A 22452-nucleotide genomic window follows, 5' to 3' on the forward strand; every position below is an offset into this window, starting at 1 on the left:
AGGCCCTGCTCCCCGCCCTCACCGCGAGCGGCGACGGCACGGTGGTCATCCTCTCCTCGACCGCGGGCCTCTCCGCCTATGAGGGCGGGGAGCAGGGCCTGGGTGACGTTGAGGGTGCCGATGACGTTGGTCTCGTACATCTGGCGCCAGTCGGCCGGGTCGCCGGTGGCGACCGGGTCCGCCCCGAGCGCGCCGCCCGCGTTGTTGACCAGCACGGCGAGGCTGCGGAACGCGGTCGCGAACTCGTCGACCGCGGCGCGGTCGGTGACGTCCAGGGCGTAGGCCGTGGCCTCGTGGCCCGCCGCGGTGATCTCGGCGGCGAGCGCCTCGATCCGGTCCTTGCGGCGTGCGGTGACCACGACGCGGTAACCGGCGGCCGCCAGCTGCCGGGCGGTCGCGGCACCGATGCCGCTGCTCGCTCCGGTGATGACGGCGATGGGGGATGCGGCCATGGCGGGCTCCTCGGAACAGCTGATCGATACGGGGCCAGGATAGGCAGGGGCGCGGTCAGTGGTTGCGGGGGGCGTACATGATGACGGCCATACCGGCCAGGCAGACCAGTGCGCCGGTCACGTCCCAGCGGTCGGGCCGGTAGCCGTCGGCGACCATGCCCCAGACGATCGACCCCGCGACGAAGACCCCGCCGTACGCGGCGAGCACCCGCCCGAACTCGCCGTCCGGCTGGAGCGTGGCGACGAAGCCGTACGTGGCCAGCGCGACGACGCCCGCACCGATCCAGGCCCAGCCGCGGTGTTCCCGGACGCCTTGCCAGACGAGCCAGGCGCCACCGATCTCGAAGAGCGCGGCGACGACGAACAGGGCGATGGAGCGGACCACGGACATGCGATCAGCGTGTCATGCGCGGCTAGGCGGGATGCGCCGGGAGGCGCCGGGAGGCATGCGGAACCCGGAGACGCGCCGAACCAGTCGGAAAATGTGGTTAATTCGTGCAGATCTGTATCTTCAGGACATGGTAGTGACGCGTAAGGCTCTGCTGAGGGTGTCCGCCGCGGCGGCAATGGCGTCGGCGCTGGCGCTGGGTGCGGGCGGGACGGCCGCGGCCGTCGGTTCGCCGGTGGTCTCGCCGATGGTGCGGGGCATCGCGCCGGAGGCCGATGTGTCGCACCACGGTCATGTCTCGCTGTGGGGCACCGGGCTCGGCGTCTGGCTGGTCAGCCAGAACAGCGGACCCTCGGACCTCGCGGGGGCGACCGTCCGGCTACGGGTGTCCGTACCCCTCTCCGGCCGGCAGGAGCTGCCCGGGCAATGCCTGCAGGCCGACCGGCAGACCGTGCTGTGCCGGACGGGCCCGCTGCGCGCCGACGGCTCGCAGCGGCAGCTCGCGCTCGAACTGCAGCTTCTGGGGCGCCCGGCGGAGGTGGTCGTCCGGATCGAAACCGTGTGGAACGGCGATGCGACGGACCGGAATTCGAAGAACAGCGAACACGAGGTGCTGGCACCGGCCACCGGGGACGAGTACGTCTTCTGACGCGCCGTCCAGGCCTTGCGGTCCTGGCTCGGATGCCAGGGAGCGAGTGATCGCCATTCAGTGGGTGGCGATCTGCTGGTCGTGCTCGACGCGGGTGAGGAAGAAGTCCCTGACGTCCTGGGCGAGCAGTTCCGGCACCTCCATCGCGGCGAAGTGGCCGCCGCGCTCGAACTCCGACCAGTGCCTGATGTCGTACAGCCGCTCGGCCAGCGGTCGCACCGACTGGGTGATGTCGTGTGCGAACACCGCCACACCCAGCGGCACCGGGCACGGCTCGATCCGCCGCGGCGCATCGCGGTGCAGCCGCCCCGAGGAAGCCGCGGTGGCGGTCAGCCAGTACAGCGAGATGTCGGTGAGCATCCGCTCGTCGCTGATCGTCGAGCGCGGGTCGGTCCACTGCGCGAAGCGCTCGGCGATCCAGGCCAGCTGGCCGACCGGCGAGTCGGTCAGCGCGTATCCGATGGTCTGCGGGGTGGTGGCCTGCAGGGCCTGGTACGGCGGGCGGTTCGCCATCAGCTAACTTCGCCGTGCTGATCGCGCTCGACGAGGCCGGTGCCGCCAGCCAGGCCGGACTCAGCCGCCGCACCGGCATCTACCGCAGCGACATGGTCGCCGTCCTCAACGAGCTCGCCGACGCCCAATGCGTCCGCCGCGAACCGGACCCCGCCGACCGCCGCCGCAACGTCATCACCCTCACTCCCGCAGGCCGCCGACGCCTGGAGCGCCTCGACACGCTCATCGCCGACGCCCAGCGCGAACTCCTGGCCCCCCTCACCCCCGGCGGCCAGGACGAACTCATCCGCCTGCTGACCGTCCTGACCGAGCACCACCAGCCCCCGCACCCCCGCCCGCATGACACGCGGTAGCCCATCCGCGAGCGCTTGGGGGAGCGGGCGAGTGATCTCTGCTCCGTACACTTTCTGCATGCCGCAGAAGTCCTCCGCCCCCCGCCGCCGCGCCGCGATGCTCGCCGAGCTCTCCGCCGTGTCGCGCCGCTACATGGCCGCGTACGCCCTGTTCAACCAGGCCGTCGCCGACCGGCTGCGGCTCCACCCCACCGATCTCCAGTGCCTCAACCTGCTCAGCCTGGAGGCGGCTCCCGTCACCACGGGGCGGATCGCGGAGCTTACCGGACTCACCACGGGGTCGGCGACCCGGCTGGTGGACCGGCTGGAGCGGGCCGGCTACGTCACGCGCGCACGGGACACGGTGGACCGGCGGCGGGTGCTCGTCGCGACGGTGCCCGGACGGATGGCGGAGTTCGGGGCGGTCTGGGAGCAGCTGAGCGGCGGCTGGGCGGCCATGTTCGAGGCCTACGACGACGATGAGGTCGCGCTGCTCATCGCCCATATGCGGCGGACGGTTGAGCTGAGCGCGGTGCAGATCGCGGGGCTGCGGGAGGGCGACGGCGGACCGGAGTGAGGTCGGGCTCCCGGGCGGGAGTGCCGCGTCGGGCTCAGACGCCGGACGGGTCCGGGGGGCCGGCGGGGGAGGCGCCGAAGTCGCGCACCGCCTCGGTGACGATCGCCTCCAGCCGGGCGTGGTGGGCGCCGCGCCAGTACACCCGGTCGCACTCCGTGCACTGCGCGAAGACGTCGTACGAGCGCTGCGTGCCGTCCTCCAGCCGTCCGCCCACGGTGTTCTTGTCGGCCGCCGCCAGCTGTCCGTTGCAGGCCGTGCAGCGGCTCCACGGGGCGAGCGCGGGCGCGAACCGCTCCAGCACGTCGCGCAGCTGCGCCTCGGGGCGGTCGCTGTACACGTACGCCCCCGCCCAGATCTCCCGCCGGTGGAGCAGCCCCCGGTCCCGGGAGAGCAGGACGCGCTGTTCCTTCGCCGAACGCGTGGCCAGGGCGGGGTCGCCGATGTCCTCGTACTCGTAGGCGGCGTCGACGCCGAGCAGCCGCAGCCGCCGCGCGAGGGTGCCGAGGTGGACGTCGAGGAGGAAGCGCAGGGGCGCGCCCGGCACGTGCTGCGGGCGCCGCACGGCGTGTACGTCGACCACTTCGCCCGCGGCGGGGATGTGCGAGAACGGGACGGGGCGGCCGTCGACGAGGAGCTGTCCGGCCTCGGTGAGCGGGACTCCGAGTGATTCGACGACATGGCCGAGGGTGGACGAGCCGTCGGTGGTCACGGCCGTCCGCCCCCTGCGGCGGTCGTGCGCGACGAAGAGCCTCAGTTCAGGGGCGACTTCGAGGTGGATCTCCGGTCCGTTCACCTGATCAGGATGCCATTGGGCCGGGTGCGCGGGCCACGGATTTCGGGCGGGACGGGGGGTGCCGGTGTGCGGCGTGCGGGATCAGGCGCGGAAGGCGGCGGCGTGCTCGGCGGCCCAGGCGGCGAAGGTGCGGGCCGGTCGGCCGGTGAGCTTCTCGGTGTCGTCGGTGACCTCGGCCGGTGAACCGTCGGTGGCGGCCCAGTAGTCGAGCAGCGCCTCGGCGATCTCCGCCGGCATGAAGGGGGAGACGGACTCCTTCCAGGCTTCCCGGCTCACGGCGTTGACGGTCACGGGGGTGCCGGAGGAGGCGGCCAGCAGCTCGACCTGCTCGGTGGCGGTGAGCGATTCGGGGCCGGTCAGGTGATACGCCGCGCCCCGGAGTCGGGCGTCGGTGAGGACGGCCAGGGCCGCTTCGGCGATGTCGGTCTCGTCGATCGGGCTGGTCTGGCTGCGGGGGTAGGGCAGGTCCACGGGGTCCCCGCTCCGGAAGGCGCCCGACCACTGGTACGCGTTGCCCGCGAAGGCGCCGGGCCGCAGGAGCGTCGCGGTCAGGGGCGAGGCGGTCAGGGCCTGCTCCACCGCGTGGTGGGAGGCGGCGATCGAGTTGGAGGAGGCGTCCGGGGCGAGGACCGAACTGGAGGAGAGCAGCACGATGTGCCCGACCCCGGCGGCCCGTGCTGCGGCGAGGAAGTCGTCGATGTGGGAGGGCTCGGCGTACAGGAAGACGGAGTCGACGCCTTCCAGCGCGGCCGCGAAGGCCGTGGGGTCGCCGAGATCGCAGGCCACGGCCGGGATGCCGGCCGGGAGCGAGAGCTCGGCGGGGTTGCGGGAGGCGGCACGGACGGCATGGCCGCCCCGGTGCAGGAGCGAGGCGAGCGTGGAGCCGACGCGGCCGCGGCATCCGGTGACGAGCGTGAGCATGGCGGTGAGTCTCCTCGGGGTGTCCGTGTCCGGCGGGGGCGGTCAAGTGCTTGTTGCGCACATAAACTGTGTCGCGCAGCTAAATATCCAGGAGGCGGGCTCGGTCGTCAAACACTTAACGCGTGGGGGCGCGAGCGCCGCAGCCCCGGGGGTGGCGGTCCGGGCGGTGAGCCGGTCAGTGCCCCGGCCGGTCCGGTCATTGATCCGGGTGGAGATCCAGCCGCCAGTCGTTCGTCAGCAGCGGATGGCCCGGCGGGTACTCGACCTCGCACTCGCCGAGCAGGGTGAACCCCGCCTTGCGGCACACCCCGTTCGACGCGCCGTTGGCCACGGACGGGTAGGCGTGCAGATAGCGGTGCCTGTGCTCGGCGCGCGCCTGCCCGGCCACGGCCACGGTCGCGGCCGACGCGATGCCCCGTCCCTGGAACCCCGCGAGAACGGCCCACCCCGTCTCGTACACCTGCCGGCCCTGCCAGGTGCGCTCCCAGAAGCCGATGGTGCCCACGGCCTCGTCCTCGCCGGTCAGCGCGATGCGGAACATCCTGCCCCGGCCCGTCCGGTCCGCGCTCAGTGCCACGTAGCGGCCGTGACGCCCTATGAGCTGCTCCTCCGACTCGGGGCCGCCCAGATGGTCCATCAGCTCCGGTGCGTTGGCACGGCGGAGCAGCTCCAGGTCGCTGTCCGACCAGGGCTCGATCCGTACGGATGGTGCTGCGGTGCGCTCCATGCCAGAACTGTAGGACGGGGCACTGACAGTCAGGGGGCGGCCAGAGAGCGGTCAGCGGGCGGTCAGCGCGGTCGGCGGCACGCCCACCGTCGCCGTGAAGTCCCTGACCAGGTGCGCCTGGTCGCTGTAGCCGAGATCCGCGGCGAGCTCCGCCCAGTCCACGGCCGGCTCCGATTCGGCGCGTTCCAGCGCCTCGTGGATGCGGTAGCGGAGGATGACCCACTTGGGGCCCACGCCGACGTACGTGGCGAAGAGCCGCTGGAGCGAGCGCACCGACACCCCCTCGGCGCGGGCGAGTCCGCTGACACGGCGGACCGTGCGGTCGGTGCGCACCAGCTCGGCCAGGGCCATCGCCCGGTCGGCCTGCGGGTCCGGTTCGGGGCCGAGCGCCAGCAGGTACGCGTCGAGCGCCGCGATCCGCTCGTCCTCCCGGGCGGGGTCCAGGACGGCCGACGGCGCGGCGGGCGGCGCGAACACCTCGGACGCCAGGACCCGGCGCCCCGTCCACTCCGACACCGGCCGCTCCGGTGCGAACGGGTGGAAGCCGCCGGGCCGGAACTGCACCCCGCAGACCCGCCCCCGCCCCTCCAGCTTCTGCGTGAACAGCTCCAGGCCGATGCCCGAGACCTCCGCGAATCCGGCCTCGTCGTCGCCGCAGCCCGCGTACCGCTCGAAGACCAGGTTGACGCTGGGGTGGGGGACCAGGTGGGAGGTGTACGGCTCGGGCAGATCCCAGTCGATCAGCCAGTAGTGCTCCAGGTACGGGCGCAGTTCGGGGGCGGGTTCGCGACGCCGGAACCGTACGTGCGTGAACAGTTCGGGGGCGTCGACGATGCCGCGGGTGTCACGCCGGGGACCTCGGGGGCCAGCCATGACGGCCGATCCTATGCCCGCGGCCGATTCGGTGTCCCGCCCGTCGTGTTTCTTCAAGACCCGCGCCGCCGCGGCGTGCATGGTCGGACCATGAAGAAGATCAGTGAATTGCTGGATGCGGCGGCCGAGGGCGCGCTGCCCGTCGTCCGCGGCATCGACGACAGCCGGCTGAGCGACCCCACACCCTGTGCGCAGTACGACGTCCGCGCCCTGGTCAGCCACCTCACCCAGGTGGTCGTCAACTTCACGGCCCTGGCGGCCCGGCAGGAGGTGGAGTTCGGCGAGACCCCGGACGCCGTCACCGGGGACTGGCGCAAGCGCTTCGGCGAGCAGACGGCCGCGCTGGTCGACGCGTGGGCCCGGCCCGGCGCGGAGGACGGGACCGCGGGTTCCCTGGGGTTCCCGGCCCGGACCGTCGGACACATGGCGCTCAGCGATCTGACGGTCCACGTGTGGGACCTGGCCCGCGCCACCGGTCAGGAGTTCGTGCCGGACGCGGACGTGGTGAGTGAGCTCGCCACGGCCATGGTCGCGATGGCGCCGAAGGCCCGGGAGGCGAAGGTGTTCGGCGAGCCGTTCCCCGTACCGGAGGGGGCTAGCCCCTTCGCACGGGTGCTGGCACTGACCGGTCGCGACCCTGACTGGCAGCGGCCCCGGGGGTGACGCCCGTGGCCGGAAATCGTGCGCCCGGCGCACCTGGTCCGTCGTAGAGCGCGCCGACGGCCTCGTACGCTTCGTCCACGATCCTCTCGGCGTCCACCAGCATCGCGCGCTCGGCGAGCCGGGCCGCCTGATGCGTGTACGGGGAGGGCGGCGCCGGGTGCCGGCGCCGCCACCAGCTCTCACCTGCGGCGTAGATGCCGCCGGCGAAGACCAGCACGGGGATGGACAGGGCCAGCGGAGTGTCGCCCATGGCAGGCCTCCTTCAGTTTCGGTGCCTCCTGCATCGGCAGGTTCGACAGGTCAGCTGAAGATCACTCTTCGGCCAATGAATGGCCGGATAGGGCTGGCTGACGGACGTCGGCCGTGCAGACGGGCAGCCGGGGGTGAACGGGCTGGGCCGTGCGTTCGGCAGCGGCCGGCCGGAATCTCCTTCGCGCCAGGGGCGAAGTGCCCCTGCGCGCGCACGTCGCCCGCTTTGCCCGACCGGTCAGTCCGGTCCGCCTGCGCAGGGGCAGGCGGACCGGACCGGCGATGACGCTGTGGCCTCGGGCCCGCGCCGTCCTCGACCCGGCCATCACCCGCTCGCCGCGCCCGCGCTGCGAGCGGGTGATGGCCGGGTCATGCCGCCAGGAGGACTTCACAGGAGCAGTGGCGGAATTCCAGACCGAGTTCGTGGTCCACCGCCGCGCTCGAACGCGTGGCGGCTTCGACGACCTTCTCCCAGGAGCCGTACTTCACGTAGAGCTGCATGCGCTCAGCGTTGGGCAGACCGCGCCGGGACCGAAGCATGGCGAGGCCGAAGTACCCCTCGCGGGCGGCCGACTCCACTCCGCCGAGTGAAGCGAAGACACCGGCGTCGCCGCCGGCCCGGATTCCCGGACGCGCACGTGTCAGGCGATCGACGACGCCTTCGGTGAAGCCGGGGCCGAAGCCGGGGCCGAACTCGAGACCGGCAGCGATGCTCCTGCGCCTGACATGCCGGGCACATCAGTGCCTCCGTCGAAACGGGAGCGCCCTCGACGCGCCCTGGCCCCTTGAACGGCTCTCCGGCACTGGCATGAAGGAGGCCCGAAACCCCACCCGTCTCCCGAGGAGTCCCAGCTCAGGGCCAGACCAGGCAGTACGCCTGATGCCCCGCATCGTGCAGGCGGTGGGAGAAGTCCTGCCACTCGTGGAGCAGTTGGTAGACGTTGTACGCATCGCGAGGACCGCCGCGGTCCGGGACGGTGGACCAGATGAAGGCAGCGGCACCCACCGACTCCTCGCCGACGCCGCGCAGCGGGTCCACGACCGTCATCGGGAGCCTGACCACCGCGTAGTCGGGGTGCAGGACGACCAGTTCCAGCGGCGGGACCTTGTGCAGAGGTATGCCCTGTATGCCGGTGAGGACCATCGCGGCCACGGTCTCCGGCTTGATCTTGCTGAACATGCCGCCCATGCCCAGCTCGTCGCCGCCGAGCTCCTCCGGGCGCATGGAAATGGGCACGCGTGCGGCAGTGGCCCCGTCGGGGGCCCCGAAGTACTTGTAGGTCACCCCCACCCGGCCACCACTCCTGCTTCCGGCTCCGCCGCCCACCTGCGCACCACCGGCCTGTATGCCCTGTCTGCGCTCAGCCTCGCGCCGGTGCCGACCCCGCCGGGCAGGCTCGGGCCCCAGGTCGTCGGTCCCTTCGCCCACTCCGCCACCGCGATGCATATCTCATCCACCCGACTACTAACTGGGAGACACAGCCCCCGCCGCGCAACCCGATCATCGTGTCAGTGACCTCCCCCGCGAACGTCCGGTGAAACACCTGTCCGCAAGACCGTCCGTGGCTCTGACACCATGGCATGTGTGAGCTTTCCCTATGACGCCCCAGTTTCGCAGACGCTTTTCGACCGCGCGTCCCTCGTGACGCCCGGCGGCGTGAACTCTCCCGTACGTGCCTTCCGGGCCGTGGGCGGTACGCCCCGCTTCATGGTGTCCGGTACCGGTCCGTACCTCACCGATGCCGACGGCCGTGAGTACGTCGACCTCGTGTGCTCGTGGGGGCCGATGATTCTCGGCCATTCCCACCCCGAGGTCATCGCCGCAGTTCAGGAGGCTGTCGCCCGCGGCACCTCGTTCGGTACGCCCGGTGAGGGCGAGGTCGCGCTCGCCGAGGAGATCGTCGCCCGGGTCGAGCCGGTGGAGCAGGTACGGCTCGTGTCGTCCGGCACCGAGGCGACCATGTCCGCGATCCGCCTCGCCCGCGGTTTCACCGGCCGGGCGAAGATCGTGAAGTTCGCCGGTTGCTACCACGGCCACGTCGACGCGCTGCTCGCCGCCGCCGGGTCCGGGGTGGCGACCTTCGGGCTGCCGGACACGCCGGGGGTCACCGGCGCTCAGGCCGGCGACACGATCGTGGTGCCGTACAACGACCTGGCGGCCGTGCGGGCCGCGTTCGCCGCACAGCCCGGCGAGATCGCCTGTGTGATCACCGAGGCGTCGCCGGGCAACATGGGCGTCGTGCCGCCGCTGGACGGTTTCAACGCAGGGCTCAAGGAGATCTGCGCCGCCAACGGCGCGCTGTACATCTCCGACGAGGTCATGACCGGGTTCCGTACGTCGAAGGCCGGCTGGTTCGGCGTCGACGGGGTGCGGCCCGACCTGATGACCTTCGGCAAGGTGATGGGCGGCGGCTTCCCGGCCGCGGCCTTCGGTGGGCGCGCCGACGTGATGGCGCACCTGGCCCCGGCCGGCCCGGTCTACCAGGCCGGCACGCTCTCCGGTAACCCGGTGGCGACCGCCGCCGGTCTCGCCCAGTTGCGCCTGCTGGACGACGCCGCGTACGCGAAGGTCGACGCGGTGTCCGCGGAGATCCGGGGGCTGGTGAGCGAGGCCCTGTCCAAGGAGGGCGTCGCGCACACCGTGCAGGCGGCGAGCAACATGTTCTCGGTCTTCTTCACGGACCGGCCGGTCCGGAACTACGAGGACGCCAAGCGGCAGGAAGCCTTCCGCTTCACCCCGTTCTTCCACTCGATGCTGGCGCAGGGCGTCTATCTGCCGCCGTCGGCGTTCGAGTCGTGGTTCGTCTCCACCGCCCACGACACCCGGGCCGTCGAGCGGATCGCCGCCGCGCTGCCCGCCGCAGCCCGCGCCGCATCGGAGGCCACCGCATGAGCGAGAACAGCAACAGCAGCACCAGTGAGAACAGCGGCGGTACGGGCCGCAAGGACATCACCGTCGTCCACCTGATGCGCCACGGAGAGGTGCACAACCCGGACGGAGTGCTGTACGGGCGCCGCCCCGGTTACCACCTCTCCGAGCTCGGCCGGCAGATGGCCGACCGGGTCGCCGAGCACCTGGAGAAGCGCGACATCACGCATGTCGTCGCCTCCCCGCTGGAGCGCGCCCAGGAGACGGCGACGCCGATCGCCAAGGCGCACGGCCTGGACCTCGCCACCGACGGGCGGCTCATCGAGGCCGCCAACGTCTTCGAGGGCAAGACCTTCGGCGTCGGTGACGGGGCGCTGCGCAAGCCGGACAACTGGAAGCACCTGACGAACCCGTTCCGGCCGTCGTGGGGTGAGCCGTACGTCGAGCAGGTCGTACGGATGATGGGTGCCCTGGACGCGGCGCGTGACGCGGCCCGCGGGCACGAGGCGGTGTGCGTCAGCCACCAGCTGCCGATCTGGATCGTGCGGAGCTTCGTGGAGCGGCGGCGGCTGTGGCACGACCCGCGCAAGCGGCAGTGCACGCTCGCCTCGCTGACCAGCTTCACCTACCAGGGCGACAAGATCGTGTCGGTCGGGTACGCGGAGCCGGCGCGGGATCTGGTGCCGGCGCACCTGCTGGCGGGGGCGAAGCCGGTGAAGGGCGCGTCCAAGGGGTTCGGCGCGTAGCCGGCCCTCGGGCCGGGGGTCTTCGGTCCGGGTCCGCTCCGGTTTACGGCCGGTGGGCGGGCCCGGATTTTTCGTGATGGGTGTTTCGTCCTCAATCGCCGGACGGGCTTGATGTGCGCGGATGACGGGCTGGATGTGTGCGCGGACCGGGCGGATGTACCCGGGCAGGCTTGACTCGGCAGAAGAGACTCGCTCTTGCGTTCGGTCAAGGCTGGGGGCTGGTTACGTAAAGAATCGTGTGGTATTCGGGGAACCCTCGTGTTGCTTCGCCCATCTAAGCCTTTGGCAGTTTGTATGGACTTGAGGCAAAACGACCGCAGATGGGAACCGCATGCGTGACATCAGCCGAAGGGGTCTGCTCGGAGCCGGACTTGGGGCCGCGGCCGCCATCGGGATGGCGGGCTGCAGTTCGTCCGACTCCTCCGGCACAGGCCGGGCGGGTCCGGGCAAGGGCGAGAAGGGCGGCGGCGGGACCGCCAAGGGGACCGGGCCCGCGAAGAAGGACGTCAGGTCCATCGGGGACGGTTCCACCGCCGATACCGGAAAGCAGCCGCACCAGCCGACCGCGCCGGTCCCGCTCGAACCGGGCCAGACGCCCCCGCAGTTCGTGATCTTTTCCTGGGACGGAGCCGGCGAGGTCGGCAACGGGCTCTTCCCGCGTTTTCTGGAACTCGCCAAGGAACACAACGCGGCGATGACCTTCTTCCTCTCCGGGCTCTATCTGCTGCCCGAATCGAAGAAGTCGCTCTACCGCCCGCCCAACAACCCCGTCGGCGCCTCCGACATCGGCTATCTCACCGACGATCACATCAAGGCGACGCTGAAGAACGTACGCCAGGCCTGGTACGACGGCCACGAGATCGGCACCCACTTCAACGGGCATTTCTGCGGCGGCTCCGGATCGGTCGAGAACTGGTCCGCCTCCCAGTGGCAGAGCGAAATCGATCAGTCGGTCTCCTTCGTCACCGAATGGCGTACCAACACCGGCTGGAGGGACCTCGATCCGCTGCCCTTCGACTACCGCAAGGAACTCGTCGGCGGCCGCACCCCCTGTCTGCTCGGACAGGACAATCTGCTGCCCACGGCGAAGAAGCTCGGCTGGCGCTACGACGCCAGCTCGCCCGGCGGCACCCAGGTGTGGCCCTCGAAGCGCATGGACGTCTGGGACCTGCCGCTCCAGGGCATCCCGTTCCCCGGCCACAGCTTCGAGGTCCTCTCGATGGACTACAACATCCTGGCCAACCAGTCGCAGAATTCGACCAAGGGAATGCCCTCCCGGTATCCGGGCTGGCGCGAACAGGCCACCCAGGCGTACATCAGTGGCTTCAAGCGCGCGTACGAGACGAACCGCGCCCCGTTCTACATCGGAAACCACTTCGAGGAATGGAACGGCGGCATCTACATGGATGCGGTCGAGGCCGCGCTCAAGCACATCGCGGGGAAGCCGGATGTGCGCCTCGTCTCATTCCGGCAGTTCGTCGACTGGCTGGACGTCCAGGACCCGGCGGTGCTCGCGAAGCTCCGTACGCTTGGCGTCGGACAGGCGCCCGAGGGCGGCTGGAACGCCTTCTTTAAACAAGCCTGACAACGGGCTTTACGGGCACCGAGGGGGGTGCCCAAGATCCCCGAAACCGCCATGCGAAACTTTTCACATGAGCTATGGCCGCGCATCCCGACGCCGCTTCACCCTGCTCGCCGCCCCCGCGGCGGCCGCCGCGCTCGCACTGACGCTGAGCGCGTGCGGCACGGGCAACAAGACCGGCGGCGGCGGCGATACGCACTTCGTCACCGGCACCGGCGGGATCTCCACGGTGGCCAGGGGCGACCGCGCCACCGCTCCGAAGCTCGACGGCGAGAGCCTGGACGGCAAGCAGCTCGACCTCGCCGACTACAAGGGCAAGGTCGTCGTCCTGAACGCGTGGGGCTCCTGGTGCGGCCCCTGCCGCCTGGAGGCGAAGTACTTCACCAAGGTGGCCAAGGCCACCGGCCAGGACGTCCAGTTCCTCGGGATCAACACCCGTGACCCGCAGCGCGGCCCGGCGATCAGCTTCGAGAAGGACTTCGGGGTCCCCTACCCGAGCTTCTACGACCCGACCGGGAAGCTCCTGCTCCGCTTCCCCAAGGGCATGCTGAACCTGCAGACCATTCCGTCGACCGTCGTCGTCGACCGGGACGGGAAGATCGCCGCCCGCTCCCTGGCGGCGCTGGACGACACCAAGCTGCACGAGATGATCGACCCGTTGATCGCGGAGAAGTGATCAGGTGATCACCCTCGCCGCCGCCACCCAGAACGAGACGGTTCTGAGCGGGGCCCTGCTGGTCGCCCTGCCGATCGCCCTGCTCGGCGGGCTCGTCTCCTTCTTCTCGCCGTGCGTCCTGCCGCTCGTCCCCGGCTACCTCAGTTATGTCACCGGGGTCAGCGGCACGGATCTGGGCGATGCCCGACGGGGCAGGACCGTCGCGGGGGCCTCCCTCTTCGTGGCCGGCTTCACCGCCGTGTTCGTCTCCGGCGGTGCGCTCTTCGGCTACTTCGGCCAGACGCTCCAGGAGTACAGCGGGACCCTCTCCAAGGTCCTCGGCGTGCTGATGATCCTGATGGGGATCTTCTTCATGGGCCTGATGCCCTGGATGACGCAGCGCGAGTTCCGTATCCACAAGAAGCCGGTGACCGGCCTGGTGGGAGCCCCGCTGCTCGGCGCGCTCTTCGGGATCGGCTGGACTCCCTGCCTCGGTCCGACGCTCGCCTCCGTCAACGCGCTGGCGTTCACCGAGGCGACCGCCGGGCGCGGTGCCATACTCTCCGTCGCCTACTGCCTCGGGCTCGGCGTGCCCTTCGTGCTCGCCGCCGTCGCCTTCCGCAAGGCGCTCGGCGCCTTCAGCTGGGTCAAGCGCCACTACGTCTGGGTCATGCGCATCGGCGGCGGCATGATGATCGTGACCGGGCTGCTCCTGCTGACCGGTGCGTGGGGCAGCATGATGCAGGAATTGCAGGGCTGGTCCAACGGCTTCACTGTGGGGATCTGAGTTCCAATGAGCAACACCAAGTCCAACCCGCCCCAGGAGCGCGAGCGCCCCGACGAGCGGGAGGTGCGCGCAGAGCAGGACCGGGAGACCGCCCGTGAACTCGGCGCGGCCGGTTCCCAGCTCTCCACCGCCCCGCGCGAGGAGTCCCTGGCCACCCTGCCGGCCATGGGAGTCATCGGCTGGGCCCGCTGGTTCTGGCGCCAGCTCACCTCCATGCGGATCGCGCTGATCCTGCTGTTCCTGCTGTCGCTCGGTGCCATCCCCGGCTCACTGATCCCGCAGAACAGCGTCGACGAGCTCAAGGTGCAGACCTTCAAGGGGCTCCACACCACCGTCACGCCGATCTACGAGAAGCTCCAGTTCTTCGACGTCTACAGCTCGGTGTGGTTCTCCGCGATCTACATCCTGCTGTTCATCTCGCTCATCGGCTGCATCGTGCCGCGCACCGGCACCTTCATCGGCCAGCTGCGCAGCCGCCCGCCGGGCGCGCCCAAGCGGCTGACCAGGCTGCCCGCGTACACCACCTGGCGCACCGAGGCCGAGCCCGAGCAGGTCCGCGAGGCCGCGCTCGGCCTGATGCGCAAGCGCCGCTACCGGGCCCATGTCGACGGGGACGCGGTCGCCGCCGAGAAGGGCTATCTGCGCGAGGCCGGGAACCTGATGTTCCACATCGCGCTCATCGTGATGCTGGTGGCCTTCGCCGTGGGGCAGCTCTTCAAGTCCGAGGGCGGCAAGCTGATCGTCGAGGGCGACGGCTTCTCCAACACGATCACCCAGTACGACGACTTCAAGTCCGGTTCGCTCTTCGACAACGACTCGCTCGTCCCCTTCAGCTTCACCCTCGACAAGTTCGTCGGCACGTACGAGCGCAGCGGCCCGCAGATCGGCACGCCGCGCACCTACGAGGCCCATGTGACCTACTCCAAGGGCGCCTACGGCAAGCCCGAGAAGTCCGTCATCAAGGTCAACGAACCCCTCGTCGTCGACGGCACCAAGGTCTATCTCAACGCCCACGGCTACGCGCCCGTCGTCTCCGTCAAGGACGGCAGGGGCAAGGAGGTCTACAAGGCCGCCGTGCCGTTGCTGCCCCTCGACAACAACGTCACGTCGAGCGGTGCGATCAAGGTCCTGGACGGCTACCGGGACAAGAACGGCAAGCGGGACCAGCTCGGTTTCCAGGCGTTCTTCGTGCCGACCTTCGCGGGCAAGGGCAAGGGCACGATGTACTCGCAGTTCCCGGCCGCCGACATGCCGGTGCTGGCCCTCAACGGCTTCCACGGCTACCTCGGGCCCGACTCCGGGCTGGCGCAGAACGTGTACCAGCTGGACAAGACCAAGATGAAGGAGTTCAAGGACTCCGAGGGCCAGCAGGTCAAGAAGCGGCTGCTCGTCGGCGAGACGATGAAGCTGCCCGACGGGGCCGGCTCCATCACGTTCGAGGGCCTCCAGGAGTGGGCCAGCTTCCAGATCTCGGAGCAGCCCGCCAGCGGCTGGGCGCTCACCGGGGCCATCGGCGCGATCGCCGGTCTCGCCGGTTCCCTCTTCATCCAGCGGCGCCGGGTCTGGGTCCGGGCCGTACGCGGCAGCGACGGTGTCACCGTCGTCGAAATGGCGGGGCTCGGCCGCAGCGAGTCCGCGAAGCTTCCCGAGGAGCTGGCCGATCTCGCGGTCACGCTCAACGCCGTGGCGCCCACAGCGCCCGGTCCTGACACCGACCCTGATCCCGATCCGGACCCCGACGCCGTCGACGCGTCCTCCGCAGAACCTTCCGAAGGGGCTGAGAAGTGAATCTCGCCGCCGCAACCAACGAGAATCTGGCACACACCAGCAATGTGCTGATCTATTCGTCGATGGCCGTCTACACGCTGGCCTTCTTCGCGCACATCGCGGAGTGGGTGTTCGGCAGCCGCAGCAAGGTCGGGCGCACCGCCGCCGCGCTGACCACCGTGGAAGCCGCCGCGCCGACGGTGAAGGTCGAGGTCGCGCAGAAGGCCGGGGGTACCGCCGTACTGGACCGGCCGAAGATCATCACCCGTTCCGCGGCCGGTTCCCGTGACGTCCCGGACGGGCCCGGCGCGGCCGGCGGCACGTTCAAGGGCGACCTGTACGGGCGGATCGCGGTCTCCATGACCGTGCTCGCCTTCCTGGTCCAGGCCGGCGGGGTCATCGCCCGCGCCCTGTCCGTGCAGCGTGCCCCCTGGGGCAACATGTACGAGTTCTCCATCACCTTCTCCGTGGTGGCGGTCGGTGCGTACCTGACCCTGCTGACGCTGAAGAAGAACGTCCGCTGGATGGGGCTGCTCCTGGTCACCACCGTCCTGCTGGACCTCGGCATCGCGACCACGGTGCTGTACACCTCCAGCGACCAGCTGGTGCCCGCACTGCACTCGTACTGGCTGTGGATCCACGTGTCCACCGCGATCATCTGCGGCGCCGTGTTCTTCCTCGGCGGGGTCGGCACCCTGATGTACCTGTTCCGCGACAGCTACGAGAACAAGCTCGCCAACGGGGGCCGGCCGGGCGCGTTCGCCGAGTCCGTGCTCTCCCGGCTGCCCGCCGCGTCGAGCCTCGACAAGTTCTCGTACCGGATCAACGCCGCCGTCTTCCCGCTGTGGACGTTCACGATCATCGCGGGCGCGATCTGGGCGGGCGACGCCTGGGGCCGCTACTGGGGCTGGGACCCCAAGGAGGTCTGGTCCTTCATCACCTGGGTCGCGTACGCCTGCTACCTGCACGCCCGCGCCACCGCCGGCTGGAAGGGCCGCAAGGCCGCCTACCTGGCGCTGATCGCCTTCGGCTGCTGGATCTTCAACTACTACGGCGTGAACATCTTCGTCACCGGCAAGCACTCCTACGCCGGCGTCTGAGACCTCACACCACGGGTGCGGAACGCGCCCCCGGCCGCGGGTTCCGCGGCCCGTCCTCCGGCTGCCCCACCCCGTCCCGCGGGTGTGGGGCAGCCGTTGCCGGTTTTGGGCGGCTGCCGGACCGCCGGACCGTGTCCGGGATCAGTCCTCGCCGATGTCCTCGCTCCACAGCGCGGGATTCCCGCGCACGAAGCCGCGCATCAGATCGAGGCAGTCGGCGTCGTCGAGCAGCACGATCTCCACCCCGTGCCGGGCCAGCCAGTCGTGCCCGCCGCGGAACGTCCCGGCCTCACCGATCACCACCCGCGAGATCCCGAACTGGCGCACCAGACCCGAGCAGTACCAGCAGGGGGACAGCGTCGTCACCATCGTGGTGCCCCGGTAGGAGCGCTGCCGCCCGGCGGCCCGGAACGCGGCCGTCTCCGCGTGCATGGACGGATCGCCGTCCTGCACCCGGCGGTTGCGGCCCCGGCCGAGCAGCGCACCGTTGGCCCCGTACAGGGCGGCGCCGATCGGGATGCCGCCCTCGGCGAGACCGGCACGGGCCTCGTCGAGGGCGGTCGCCAGCCACGCCGCGTCCCGGCCGGGGGCGGTGCTCATGAGGCGAGAGGGGTGTCCAGGACCGCCTTGCGGTGGCTGAACGTCTCCAGCGAGTAGCGGCCGTGGTAGCTGCCCATACCGCTCTCGCCGACCCCGCCGAACGGCAGGTCCGACACGGTCAGATGGGCCAGCGGCAGCCCGATCCCGACGGCGCCCGACGACGTCTCGGCGATCAGCCGTTCGCGTACGGTGTCCGACTCGGTGAACGCGTACAGCGCGAGCGGCTTGTCCCGGTCGTTGATGAACGCGATGGCCTCGTCGAGGCCGTCCACCGAGATGATCGGCAGCACCGGGCCGAAGATCTCCTCCCGCATCACGGGCGCGTCCGGTGCCACGTCGGCCAGCACGGTCGGGGCGAGGTACTTGGCGTCGCGGTCGTACGTCCCGCCGGTCACCGTGCGGCCCGAGCCGAGCAGGCCCGTCAGCCGGTCGAAGTGGCGCCGGTTCACGATCCGTCCGTACTCCGGGTGCGTCGAGGCGTCCGCCCCGTACAGCTCCTCGACGGCGGTGGCGAGCGCGTCGGCGAGGGCGGCGCCGGTCCCCGGGTCGGTCAGTACGTAGTCGGGGGCGACGCAGGTCTGGCCCGCGTTCAGGAACTTGCCGGCCGCCAGCCGGGCCGCGACCGCCTTCAGGTCGGTGTCCCGGTCGACGAAGACCGGTGACTTGCCGCCCAGTTCGAGCGTCACCGGAGTGAGGTGCTTCGCCGCGGCGGCCATCACGATCCGGCCCACCGCACCGTTGCCGGTGTAGAAGATGTGGTCGAAGCGCTCGGCGAGCAGCGCGGTGGTCTCGGGGACCGCCCCCTCCACGACGGCGACCGCGTCCTCGTCCAGACAGCGCGGCAGCAGCCGGGCGACGGCGGCGGAGGTCGCGGGCGCCAGCTCGCTCGGCTTGGCCACCACGGCGTTGCCGGCGGCCAGCGCGCCGACGACCGGGGCGAGCAGCAGCTGCAGCGGGTAGTTCCAGGGCGCGATGACCAGGACGACGCCGAGCGGGTCCTGCACGGTGTGGGCCTTCGCCCCGCCCAGCCGGGCCGGTACGGGGGCGGGCTCGGGCCGCAGCCAGTCGGCCAGGTGCTCCAGCGTGTGGTCGATCTCGCGGACGGTGAAGTCGATCTCGGTGCGGTACGCCTCCGTGCGGCTCTTGCCGAGGTCGGCGTGGAGCGCGTCGGCGAGTTCGTCACCGTGCTCGGTGAGCAGCGCGCGCAGCCGCCGGAGCTGGTCGGTGCGCCAGCCGAGGCTCTTGGTGCGGCCGGTGCGGAAGGTGGTGCGGAGGCGGTCGACGGTCTCGGCCGGGGACTCGACGGGGGCGAGCGCGGCGACCATCTCCCGGGCGAGCTGCTCGGAGGAGGCCGGGTTCTGGCCGGTGTGCAGGGTGCGGTCGGTGACGGTGTGCGGGGCGAAGGGGGCGGCGGCGGTGTAGTCGGCGCCCAGCGCGACGAGCCGGTCCTCCAGCAGCCAGGGCGCCTTGTCGGCGAGTCCGCCGATGGACTCCTCGGCGTTGCTGAACCCGGTCATGCGGTAGCCGGCGAACGGCCAGCCGCCGTCCTCGCGCCGGGCGGCGAGCAGTGCGGCCGGCGCGTGGCAGAGCACGCCGAGCCGGACGCCGGAGTCGAGCGCGCCGGTCAGCAGCCGCCCGGACAGGGCGCTGACGGCCAGGTCCTCCATGGGCCCGTGACCGCCGGGGTAGAAGAGGGCGTCGTACCGGTCCGGGTGGATGTCCTCCAGCCGGGCCGGGGCGCGGAGCTCGGGGCCGATCGAGTCGAGGTACGCGGCGACGGCGTCGGCCTGCTCCGGTCCGCCGTTGGCGGCGGGCGCCAGGCTGCCCGCGTCGACGGTGGGGGTGACGCCGCCGGGGGTGGCGAGCGTGACGGCGTATCCGGCCTCGGTGAAGACCCGGTGCGGCGCGGCCAGCTCCTCGGCCCAGAACCCGGTGGGGTGGGTGGTGCCGTCGTTGAGGGTCCAGTGGTCGGCGCCGGTGAGAACGAACAGTACGGAGGGCATGGGGGTACTCCCTGCGGGCGGGCGAAATGCGGGTTCACATGCGGGTTCAGCTGGGAAGCGGGACCCGCTCGGAACTTGATATGCTCAAGCAATCGATTTCATGTAACTGCCAAATATTGAGCATGTCAAATAAATGTCGGCGGATGCCGATCGAAGAATGGCCGACCATGACCACCGAACCGACGCCCCGCGCCGTCACTGCTCCGGACGATCGAGCCGCCCCCACCCCGGAAGACCTCCTGGAGCCGCTGGCCGTCGTCGTCCGCGGCCATCACGACGACCTCACCGCCGTCGCCGCCCGCCACGGTCTGTCGACCTCGCAGGCCCGTGCGCTGATCGCGCTCAACGAGCCCATGCCGATGAGCGCGCTCGCGGCCCACCTCGTCTGCGACGCGTCCAACGCCACCGGCCTCATCAGCCGCATGGAGACCCGCGGACTGGTCGGCCGCGCCCCCGCCCCGGGCGACCGCCGCTCCAAGGTCGCGAGCCGCACCCCCGAGGGCACCCGGCTCGCCCGCACGATCCGCGCCGAGATGCACGCCGTGCACGGTGCGCTCGAAGCGCTCACACCGCAGGAGCGCACAGCACTGCTGCCCCTGCTCAACCGGCTGGGGCAGCTGCTGTACGCCTGATCCCGCGTGCGTTACGAAGCGGGCGGCGCCGACTCCTCCGGGCCCGCCCCGCTGTCGCGCCGCTTGAGCTCGTCCTCCCGGCGGCGCAGGTCCGCCTCCCAGTCCTTGAGGAGCGACTCGTCCTTCTTGTGCTCGTCCTTCAGGGAGTTGAGGAAGTCGGGATTGTCGTCCGGCGCCACCCACCGGGTGCGCCGGCTGCGGTGCCACTCGGAGGGCGTACGGCCGTCGGCGGGCACCTCCCGCACCTTGCCCGCGGCCAGCCACACGATCGGGCCGACGATCCAGAACAGCAGGATGATGAAGACCCAGGCGATCTTCGGCAGGTGCTTGGCCTCGTCCTCCGGGGTGTTCAGGCAGTCGATGAACGCGTAGATCGTCAGCGCCAGCGGCAGGAGGTAGATCAGGGCCCGGAGCATGGTGGAAGAGTCCCCCAGAGGAGAGTTGGCGGGGCAGAGCCCCGCCCCGGTGACGGGCCCAGGGTAACCGGTGTCAGTTGCGCCCCACGGCGAGCAGATGGGAACTGGCGGCGAGCAGATCGGGGTACGGCTCGGCCATGCGGGCCGCCGCGAGGGCGGAGGCGAACATGCGCGATTGGGTGAGGGATTCGCGGGTGTGCCGCTCGGTCGCCTTCAGCAGCGCCCAGGTGGGACCTTCGATCCCGTACACCCGGGTTCCGGTGAAACCGGCTCCGCTCATCTCCGCCTCCAGCTCCGCGCCCGTATGGAAGTACGCCTCGGTGAAGCCCTTCTTCCCGTCGTGCGAACCGGTCGCGAGGATCTTGGCGATGCCTTGCTGGAGCGAGGCGCTGTCGAGGTGTGCGAGGGCGGTGTGCTCGAACAGCGAGGCGTACCGGCTGATGCCGGCCGCGGCGACGAGCCCGCCGGGCCGGACCACACGACGGGCTTCGGCGAGGGCGGTCATGCGGTCGGCGGCTTCGACGAGGTGGTAGAGCGGGCCGAGCAGCAGAACCACGTCGTACGAGTCGTCCGGCGCGCTCAGTTCCCGTGCGTCGCCCAGCTCGACGGTGCAGCCGCAGTCCCCGGCCTCGGTGAGATGGCGCTGCACCGGGTCCACGAGGTGGACGCGGTATCCGTCGTCCGAGAGCCATCGCGCATGAGTCCCCGGGCCGCCGCCGACATCGAGCACGGATGCCGGTGCGGGCGGGAGGTGGCGACGCAGCAGCTCCTGTGTCCGGACCATTTCCAGTACACCGTCGGCCGGGACGTTGAGCCGGTCCGCCTCGTTGATGGTGGAGGTGTAGAACTCGATGATTCCCGTGGGGACTTGGTGAGCCGTCATGAGTCCGTCCTGTTCCCGGCCGGGGTTCCTGGCCGGAGCCGCAGCGGGTGAATCCCTGCGCTAACCTAGCCGGTTGACCTGTCCAGTCACCAGGAGGACGTTGTGCCGCTACTCAAGTACGAGCAGATCGCCGAGTCCCTGCGCATCAGGATTTCGGAGGGCGAGTTCGGGCCGGGTGATCTTCTTCCCTCCGGGCGCGACCTGTGCGAGCAGTGGGCGGTGTCGCGCGCCACCGTCATCAAGGCGATGGACGTCCTGCGTGGCGACGGGCTTGTCGCGGCCCGGCAGGGCGCGGGGTTCACGGTCGTGGAGACTCCGGTGGCCCGCCCGGTGGGCCGCCGATTCGCCGGATCGTCCCGTGTCTCCGGCGGGAGCCCCTTCCGGCGTCTGGGGGCGCCGGGGAAGGAGGAGCCGCCCAGGCGGGTGGCCGAGGCGATGGGGCTCGGCGCCGGGGCCGTCGCTCTGCGCCGTGACCGGCTGATGCTGCTCGACGACGGCTCGCCGCTGTCGCTGGTCACGGCCTGGTTCCCGGAGAACGTGGCGGACCGCTGCCCGAGGCTCGCCCAGAAGGGGCCGATCGCGGAGGGCACCACGCACTACGTGGCGCGGACGCTCGGCAGGTCTCCGGTCCAGGGGGCCGATGTGACCTCGGTCCGGCTGGCCTCCGCCCCCGAGGCCGAGTCCCTGGGGCTCAGCGGACCGGTCGCCGTGGCGGTCGTCCTTCACACGGCGAGTGACGACGCGGGCGAGGTGCTGGTGTGCGAGGAGGGCGTGACGCCCGGGCACCTCTGGGAGCAGATCGAGAGCTACCCGATGGGCGGAAGAAGCGGCGAATAGCTTGACCGGACCGGTCCACCGATCCAGTCTCATGACCATGAGCGCCCCAGAGCAACTCGACGCCTCACGTGCCCGGTTACTGCCATGGCCCCGGCCGGACGGTGGACCGTGCTACCTGCGTACGGACGGCCATGGATACGTGTCGCGGGTGGCGGACCAGATGGAGGCCGTACAACTGGGCATGGGCGCCGAGGTCCTCGGCTGCGCCCGGCCGATCATCGCCGCCCCCGGTGCGTCGGCGACGGAGCTCCGCTTTGCCGCGGCCCGCCTGGCCGAGTGCCTGGCCGATGCGCTGCGGATCGCCGAGAGCAGGGGCGGGCGGCCCCCGTACGGCAGTGGCGACGGGGGCCGCACGGAGCCGGGTGACGTACGCGGGACGTGAACACCGGGCGAGGGCGGCAGCCGGCAGCTCTGCCCGGCCGCGTCCGCCCTGGCCGA

27 protein-coding genes and 2 pseudogenes are annotated in these 22452 nt (G+C 71.0%); 14 read left to right on the forward strand and 15 right to left on the reverse strand.

Annotation, left to right across the window (positions count from 1 at the left end; genetic code table 11):
• A partial coding sequence (locus J1C73_RS22740) for an SDR family NAD(P)-dependent oxidoreductase (RefSeq protein WP_242644559.1) occupies positions 1-452 on the reverse strand: 452 nt, incomplete at its 3' end.
• Between the two features lie 55 nt (positions 453-507).
• Positions 508-843 carry a YnfA family protein gene (locus tag J1C73_RS22745; RefSeq protein ID WP_124284276.1) on the reverse strand — a complete coding sequence of 112 codons (336 nt, stop codon included), beginning with the start codon at positions 841-843 and terminating at the stop codon, positions 508-510.
• Positions 844-970: 127 nt separating this feature from the next.
• Between J1C73_RS22745 and J1C73_RS22750 the strand changes: the two genes are divergently transcribed.
• Positions 971-1489, forward strand: coding sequence for a hypothetical protein (locus J1C73_RS22750; RefSeq protein WP_242644560.1), 519 nt, complete (start codon positions 971-973; stop codon positions 1487-1489).
• A gap of 57 nt (positions 1490-1546) precedes the next feature.
• Here the strand turns inward: J1C73_RS22750 and J1C73_RS22755 are convergent.
• Positions 1547-2005, reverse strand: a pseudogene (locus J1C73_RS22755) (alpha/beta fold hydrolase); the annotation flags it as partial.
• Positions 2006-2016: 11 nt separating this feature from the next.
• On the opposite strand from J1C73_RS22755, the gene J1C73_RS22760 reads away from it, so the two are divergent.
• Together J1C73_RS22760 and J1C73_RS22765 are read left to right on the forward strand one after the other, a co-directional pair.
• Positions 2017-2355, forward strand: a complete 339-nt coding sequence (locus J1C73_RS22760) for a MarR family winged helix-turn-helix transcriptional regulator (protein WP_307797776.1) — start codon at positions 2017-2019, stop codon at positions 2353-2355.
• Between the two features lie 58 nt (positions 2356-2413).
• Complete coding sequence (locus tag J1C73_RS22765) at positions 2414-2911, forward strand: MarR family winged helix-turn-helix transcriptional regulator (protein WP_207318047.1); 498 nt, start codon at positions 2414-2416, stop codon at positions 2909-2911.
• Between the two features lie 34 nt (positions 2912-2945).
• Here J1C73_RS22765 and J1C73_RS22770 read toward each other — a convergent pair whose 3' ends face one another.
• The 4 genes from J1C73_RS22770 to J1C73_RS22785 form a co-directional block, all read right to left on the reverse strand.
• Positions 2946-3704, reverse strand: a complete 759-nt coding sequence (locus J1C73_RS22770; RefSeq protein ID WP_207318048.1) for a Mut7-C RNAse domain-containing protein — start codon at positions 3702-3704, stop codon at positions 2946-2948.
• Positions 3705-3785: 81 nt separating this feature from the next.
• On the reverse strand, positions 3786-4625 hold the full coding sequence (locus tag J1C73_RS22775) for an NAD(P)H-binding protein (RefSeq protein ID WP_207318049.1): 840 nt from the start codon (positions 4623-4625) through the stop codon (positions 3786-3788).
• Between the two features lie 196 nt (positions 4626-4821).
• Entirely contained in the window at positions 4822-5352 is a 531-nt protein-coding gene (locus tag J1C73_RS22780) for a GNAT family N-acetyltransferase (protein WP_207318050.1), read from the reverse strand.
• Positions 5353-5403: 51 nt separating this feature from the next.
• The gene (locus tag J1C73_RS22785) at positions 5404-6225 is read right to left on the reverse strand and encodes a helix-turn-helix domain-containing protein (RefSeq protein ID WP_207318051.1); all 822 of its coding nucleotides are present in this window, start codon (positions 6223-6225) and stop codon (positions 5404-5406) included.
• Between the two features lie 90 nt (positions 6226-6315).
• Between J1C73_RS22785 and J1C73_RS22790 the strand changes: the two genes are divergently transcribed.
• A complete protein-coding gene (locus J1C73_RS22790) occupies positions 6316-6888 on the forward strand; it encodes a TIGR03086 family metal-binding protein (RefSeq protein ID WP_207318052.1) in 573 nt (190 codons plus the stop codon).
• On the opposite strand, the gene J1C73_RS22795 is transcribed toward J1C73_RS22790, so the two are convergent.
• The 3 genes from J1C73_RS22795 to J1C73_RS22805 form a co-directional block, all read right to left on the reverse strand.
• Positions 6821-7138, reverse strand: coding sequence for a hypothetical protein (locus J1C73_RS22795; protein ID WP_207318053.1), 318 nt, complete (start codon positions 7136-7138; stop codon positions 6821-6823). The genes J1C73_RS22790 and J1C73_RS22795 overlap by 68 nt on opposite strands.
• A 368-nt stretch (positions 7139-7506) precedes the next feature.
• Positions 7507-7716, reverse strand: coding sequence for a hypothetical protein (locus J1C73_RS22800; RefSeq protein WP_207318074.1), 210 nt, complete (start codon positions 7714-7716; stop codon positions 7507-7509).
• A 274-nt stretch (positions 7717-7990) separates the two neighbouring features.
• Positions 7991-8584 (reverse strand): hypothetical protein, encoded by a 594-nt coding sequence (locus J1C73_RS22805; protein WP_078617842.1) that lies wholly within the window; start codon positions 8582-8584, stop codon positions 7991-7993.
• A gap of 129 nt (positions 8585-8713) precedes the next feature.
• Here J1C73_RS22805 and hemL point away from each other — a divergent pair, with 129 nt between their 5' ends.
• The 7 genes from hemL (at position 8714) to ccsB (ending at position 16643) form a co-directional block, all read left to right on the forward strand.
• Complete coding sequence (hemL, locus tag J1C73_RS22810; RefSeq protein ID WP_242644562.1) at positions 8714-10030, forward strand: glutamate-1-semialdehyde 2,1-aminomutase; 1317 nt, start codon at positions 8714-8716, stop codon at positions 10028-10030.
• Positions 10027-10752 carry a histidine phosphatase family protein gene (locus tag J1C73_RS22815; RefSeq protein WP_207318055.1) on the forward strand — a complete coding sequence of 242 codons (726 nt, stop codon included), beginning with the start codon at positions 10027-10029 and terminating at the stop codon, positions 10750-10752. The genes hemL and J1C73_RS22815 overlap by 4 nt, the downstream gene beginning before the upstream one ends.
• Before the next feature lie 331 nt (positions 10753-11083).
• Positions 11084-12337 (forward strand): polysaccharide deacetylase family protein, encoded by a 1254-nt coding sequence (locus tag J1C73_RS22820; RefSeq protein ID WP_207318056.1) that lies wholly within the window; start codon positions 11084-11086, stop codon positions 12335-12337.
• Positions 12338-12404: 67 nt separating this feature from the next.
• Positions 12405-13010, forward strand: a complete 606-nt coding sequence (locus tag J1C73_RS22825) for a TlpA family protein disulfide reductase (RefSeq protein ID WP_124284270.1) — start codon at positions 12405-12407, stop codon at positions 13008-13010.
• A 4-nt stretch (positions 13011-13014) separates the two neighbouring features.
• Positions 13015-13776 carry a cytochrome c biogenesis CcdA family protein gene (locus J1C73_RS22830; protein ID WP_207318057.1) on the forward strand — a complete coding sequence of 254 codons (762 nt, stop codon included), beginning with the start codon at positions 13015-13017 and terminating at the stop codon, positions 13774-13776.
• Positions 13777-13782: 6 nt separating this feature from the next.
• Positions 13783-15564: a cytochrome c biogenesis protein ResB gene (resB, locus tag J1C73_RS22835; protein WP_207318058.1), complete on the forward strand. Its 1782-nt coding sequence runs from the start codon at positions 13783-13785 to the stop codon at positions 15562-15564.
• Positions 15561-16643, forward strand: coding sequence for a c-type cytochrome biogenesis protein CcsB (gene ccsB, locus J1C73_RS22840; RefSeq protein WP_207318059.1), 1083 nt, complete (start codon positions 15561-15563; stop codon positions 16641-16643). The genes resB and ccsB overlap by 4 nt, the downstream gene beginning before the upstream one ends.
• Before the next feature lie 141 nt (positions 16644-16784).
• Here the strand turns inward: ccsB and J1C73_RS22845 are convergent, their stop codons facing one another.
• From J1C73_RS22845 to J1C73_RS36100, 3 genes and pseudogenes are all read right to left on the reverse strand, one after another.
• The gene (locus tag J1C73_RS22845; RefSeq protein ID WP_207318060.1) at positions 16785-17243 is read right to left on the reverse strand and encodes a nucleoside deaminase; all 459 of its coding nucleotides are present in this window, start codon (positions 17241-17243) and stop codon (positions 16785-16787) included.
• Positions 17240-18568, reverse strand: coding sequence for an aldehyde dehydrogenase family protein (locus J1C73_RS22850; protein ID WP_207318073.1), 1329 nt, complete (start codon positions 18566-18568; stop codon positions 17240-17242). The genes J1C73_RS22845 and J1C73_RS22850 overlap by 4 nt, the downstream gene beginning before the upstream one ends.
• Positions 18554-19246 (reverse strand): annotated as a pseudogene (locus J1C73_RS36100) (type 1 glutamine amidotransferase domain-containing protein); the annotation flags it as partial. The pseudogene J1C73_RS36100 and the gene J1C73_RS22850, both read right to left, overlap by 15 nt.
• 167 nt (positions 19247-19413) lie before the next feature.
• On the opposite strand from J1C73_RS36100, the gene J1C73_RS22860 reads away from it, so the two are divergent.
• Positions 19414-19878, forward strand: coding sequence for a MarR family winged helix-turn-helix transcriptional regulator (locus J1C73_RS22860; protein ID WP_207318061.1), 465 nt, complete (start codon positions 19414-19416; stop codon positions 19876-19878).
• Positions 19879-19889: 11 nt separating this feature from the next.
• On the opposite strand, the gene J1C73_RS22865 is transcribed toward J1C73_RS22860, so the two are convergent.
• Together J1C73_RS22865 and J1C73_RS22870 are read right to left on the reverse strand one after the other, a co-directional pair.
• Positions 19890-20294, reverse strand: a complete 405-nt coding sequence (locus J1C73_RS22865; RefSeq protein ID WP_207318062.1) for a PLD nuclease N-terminal domain-containing protein — start codon at positions 20292-20294, stop codon at positions 19890-19892.
• Between the two features lie 73 nt (positions 20295-20367).
• Positions 20368-21177 (reverse strand): class I SAM-dependent methyltransferase, encoded by an 810-nt coding sequence (locus J1C73_RS22870; RefSeq protein ID WP_207318063.1) that lies wholly within the window; start codon positions 21175-21177, stop codon positions 20368-20370.
• 102 nt (positions 21178-21279) lie between these two features.
• Between J1C73_RS22870 and J1C73_RS22875 the strand changes: the two genes are divergently transcribed.
• Both J1C73_RS22875 and J1C73_RS22880 read left to right on the forward strand, forming a co-directional pair.
• A complete protein-coding gene (locus J1C73_RS22875) occupies positions 21280-22014 on the forward strand; it encodes a GntR family transcriptional regulator (protein WP_207318064.1) in 735 nt (244 codons plus the stop codon).
• A gap of 37 nt (positions 22015-22051) precedes the next feature.
• A complete protein-coding gene (locus J1C73_RS22880) occupies positions 22052-22396 on the forward strand; it encodes a hypothetical protein (protein WP_123462058.1) in 345 nt (114 codons plus the stop codon).
• Positions 22397-22452 lie beyond the last annotated feature (56 nt).

It is taken from the genome of Streptomyces laculatispora (genome assembly GCF_017353455.1).
In the GTDB taxonomy this organism is placed as follows: domain Bacteria; phylum Actinomycetota; class Actinomycetes; order Streptomycetales; family Streptomycetaceae; genus Streptomyces; species Streptomyces laculatispora.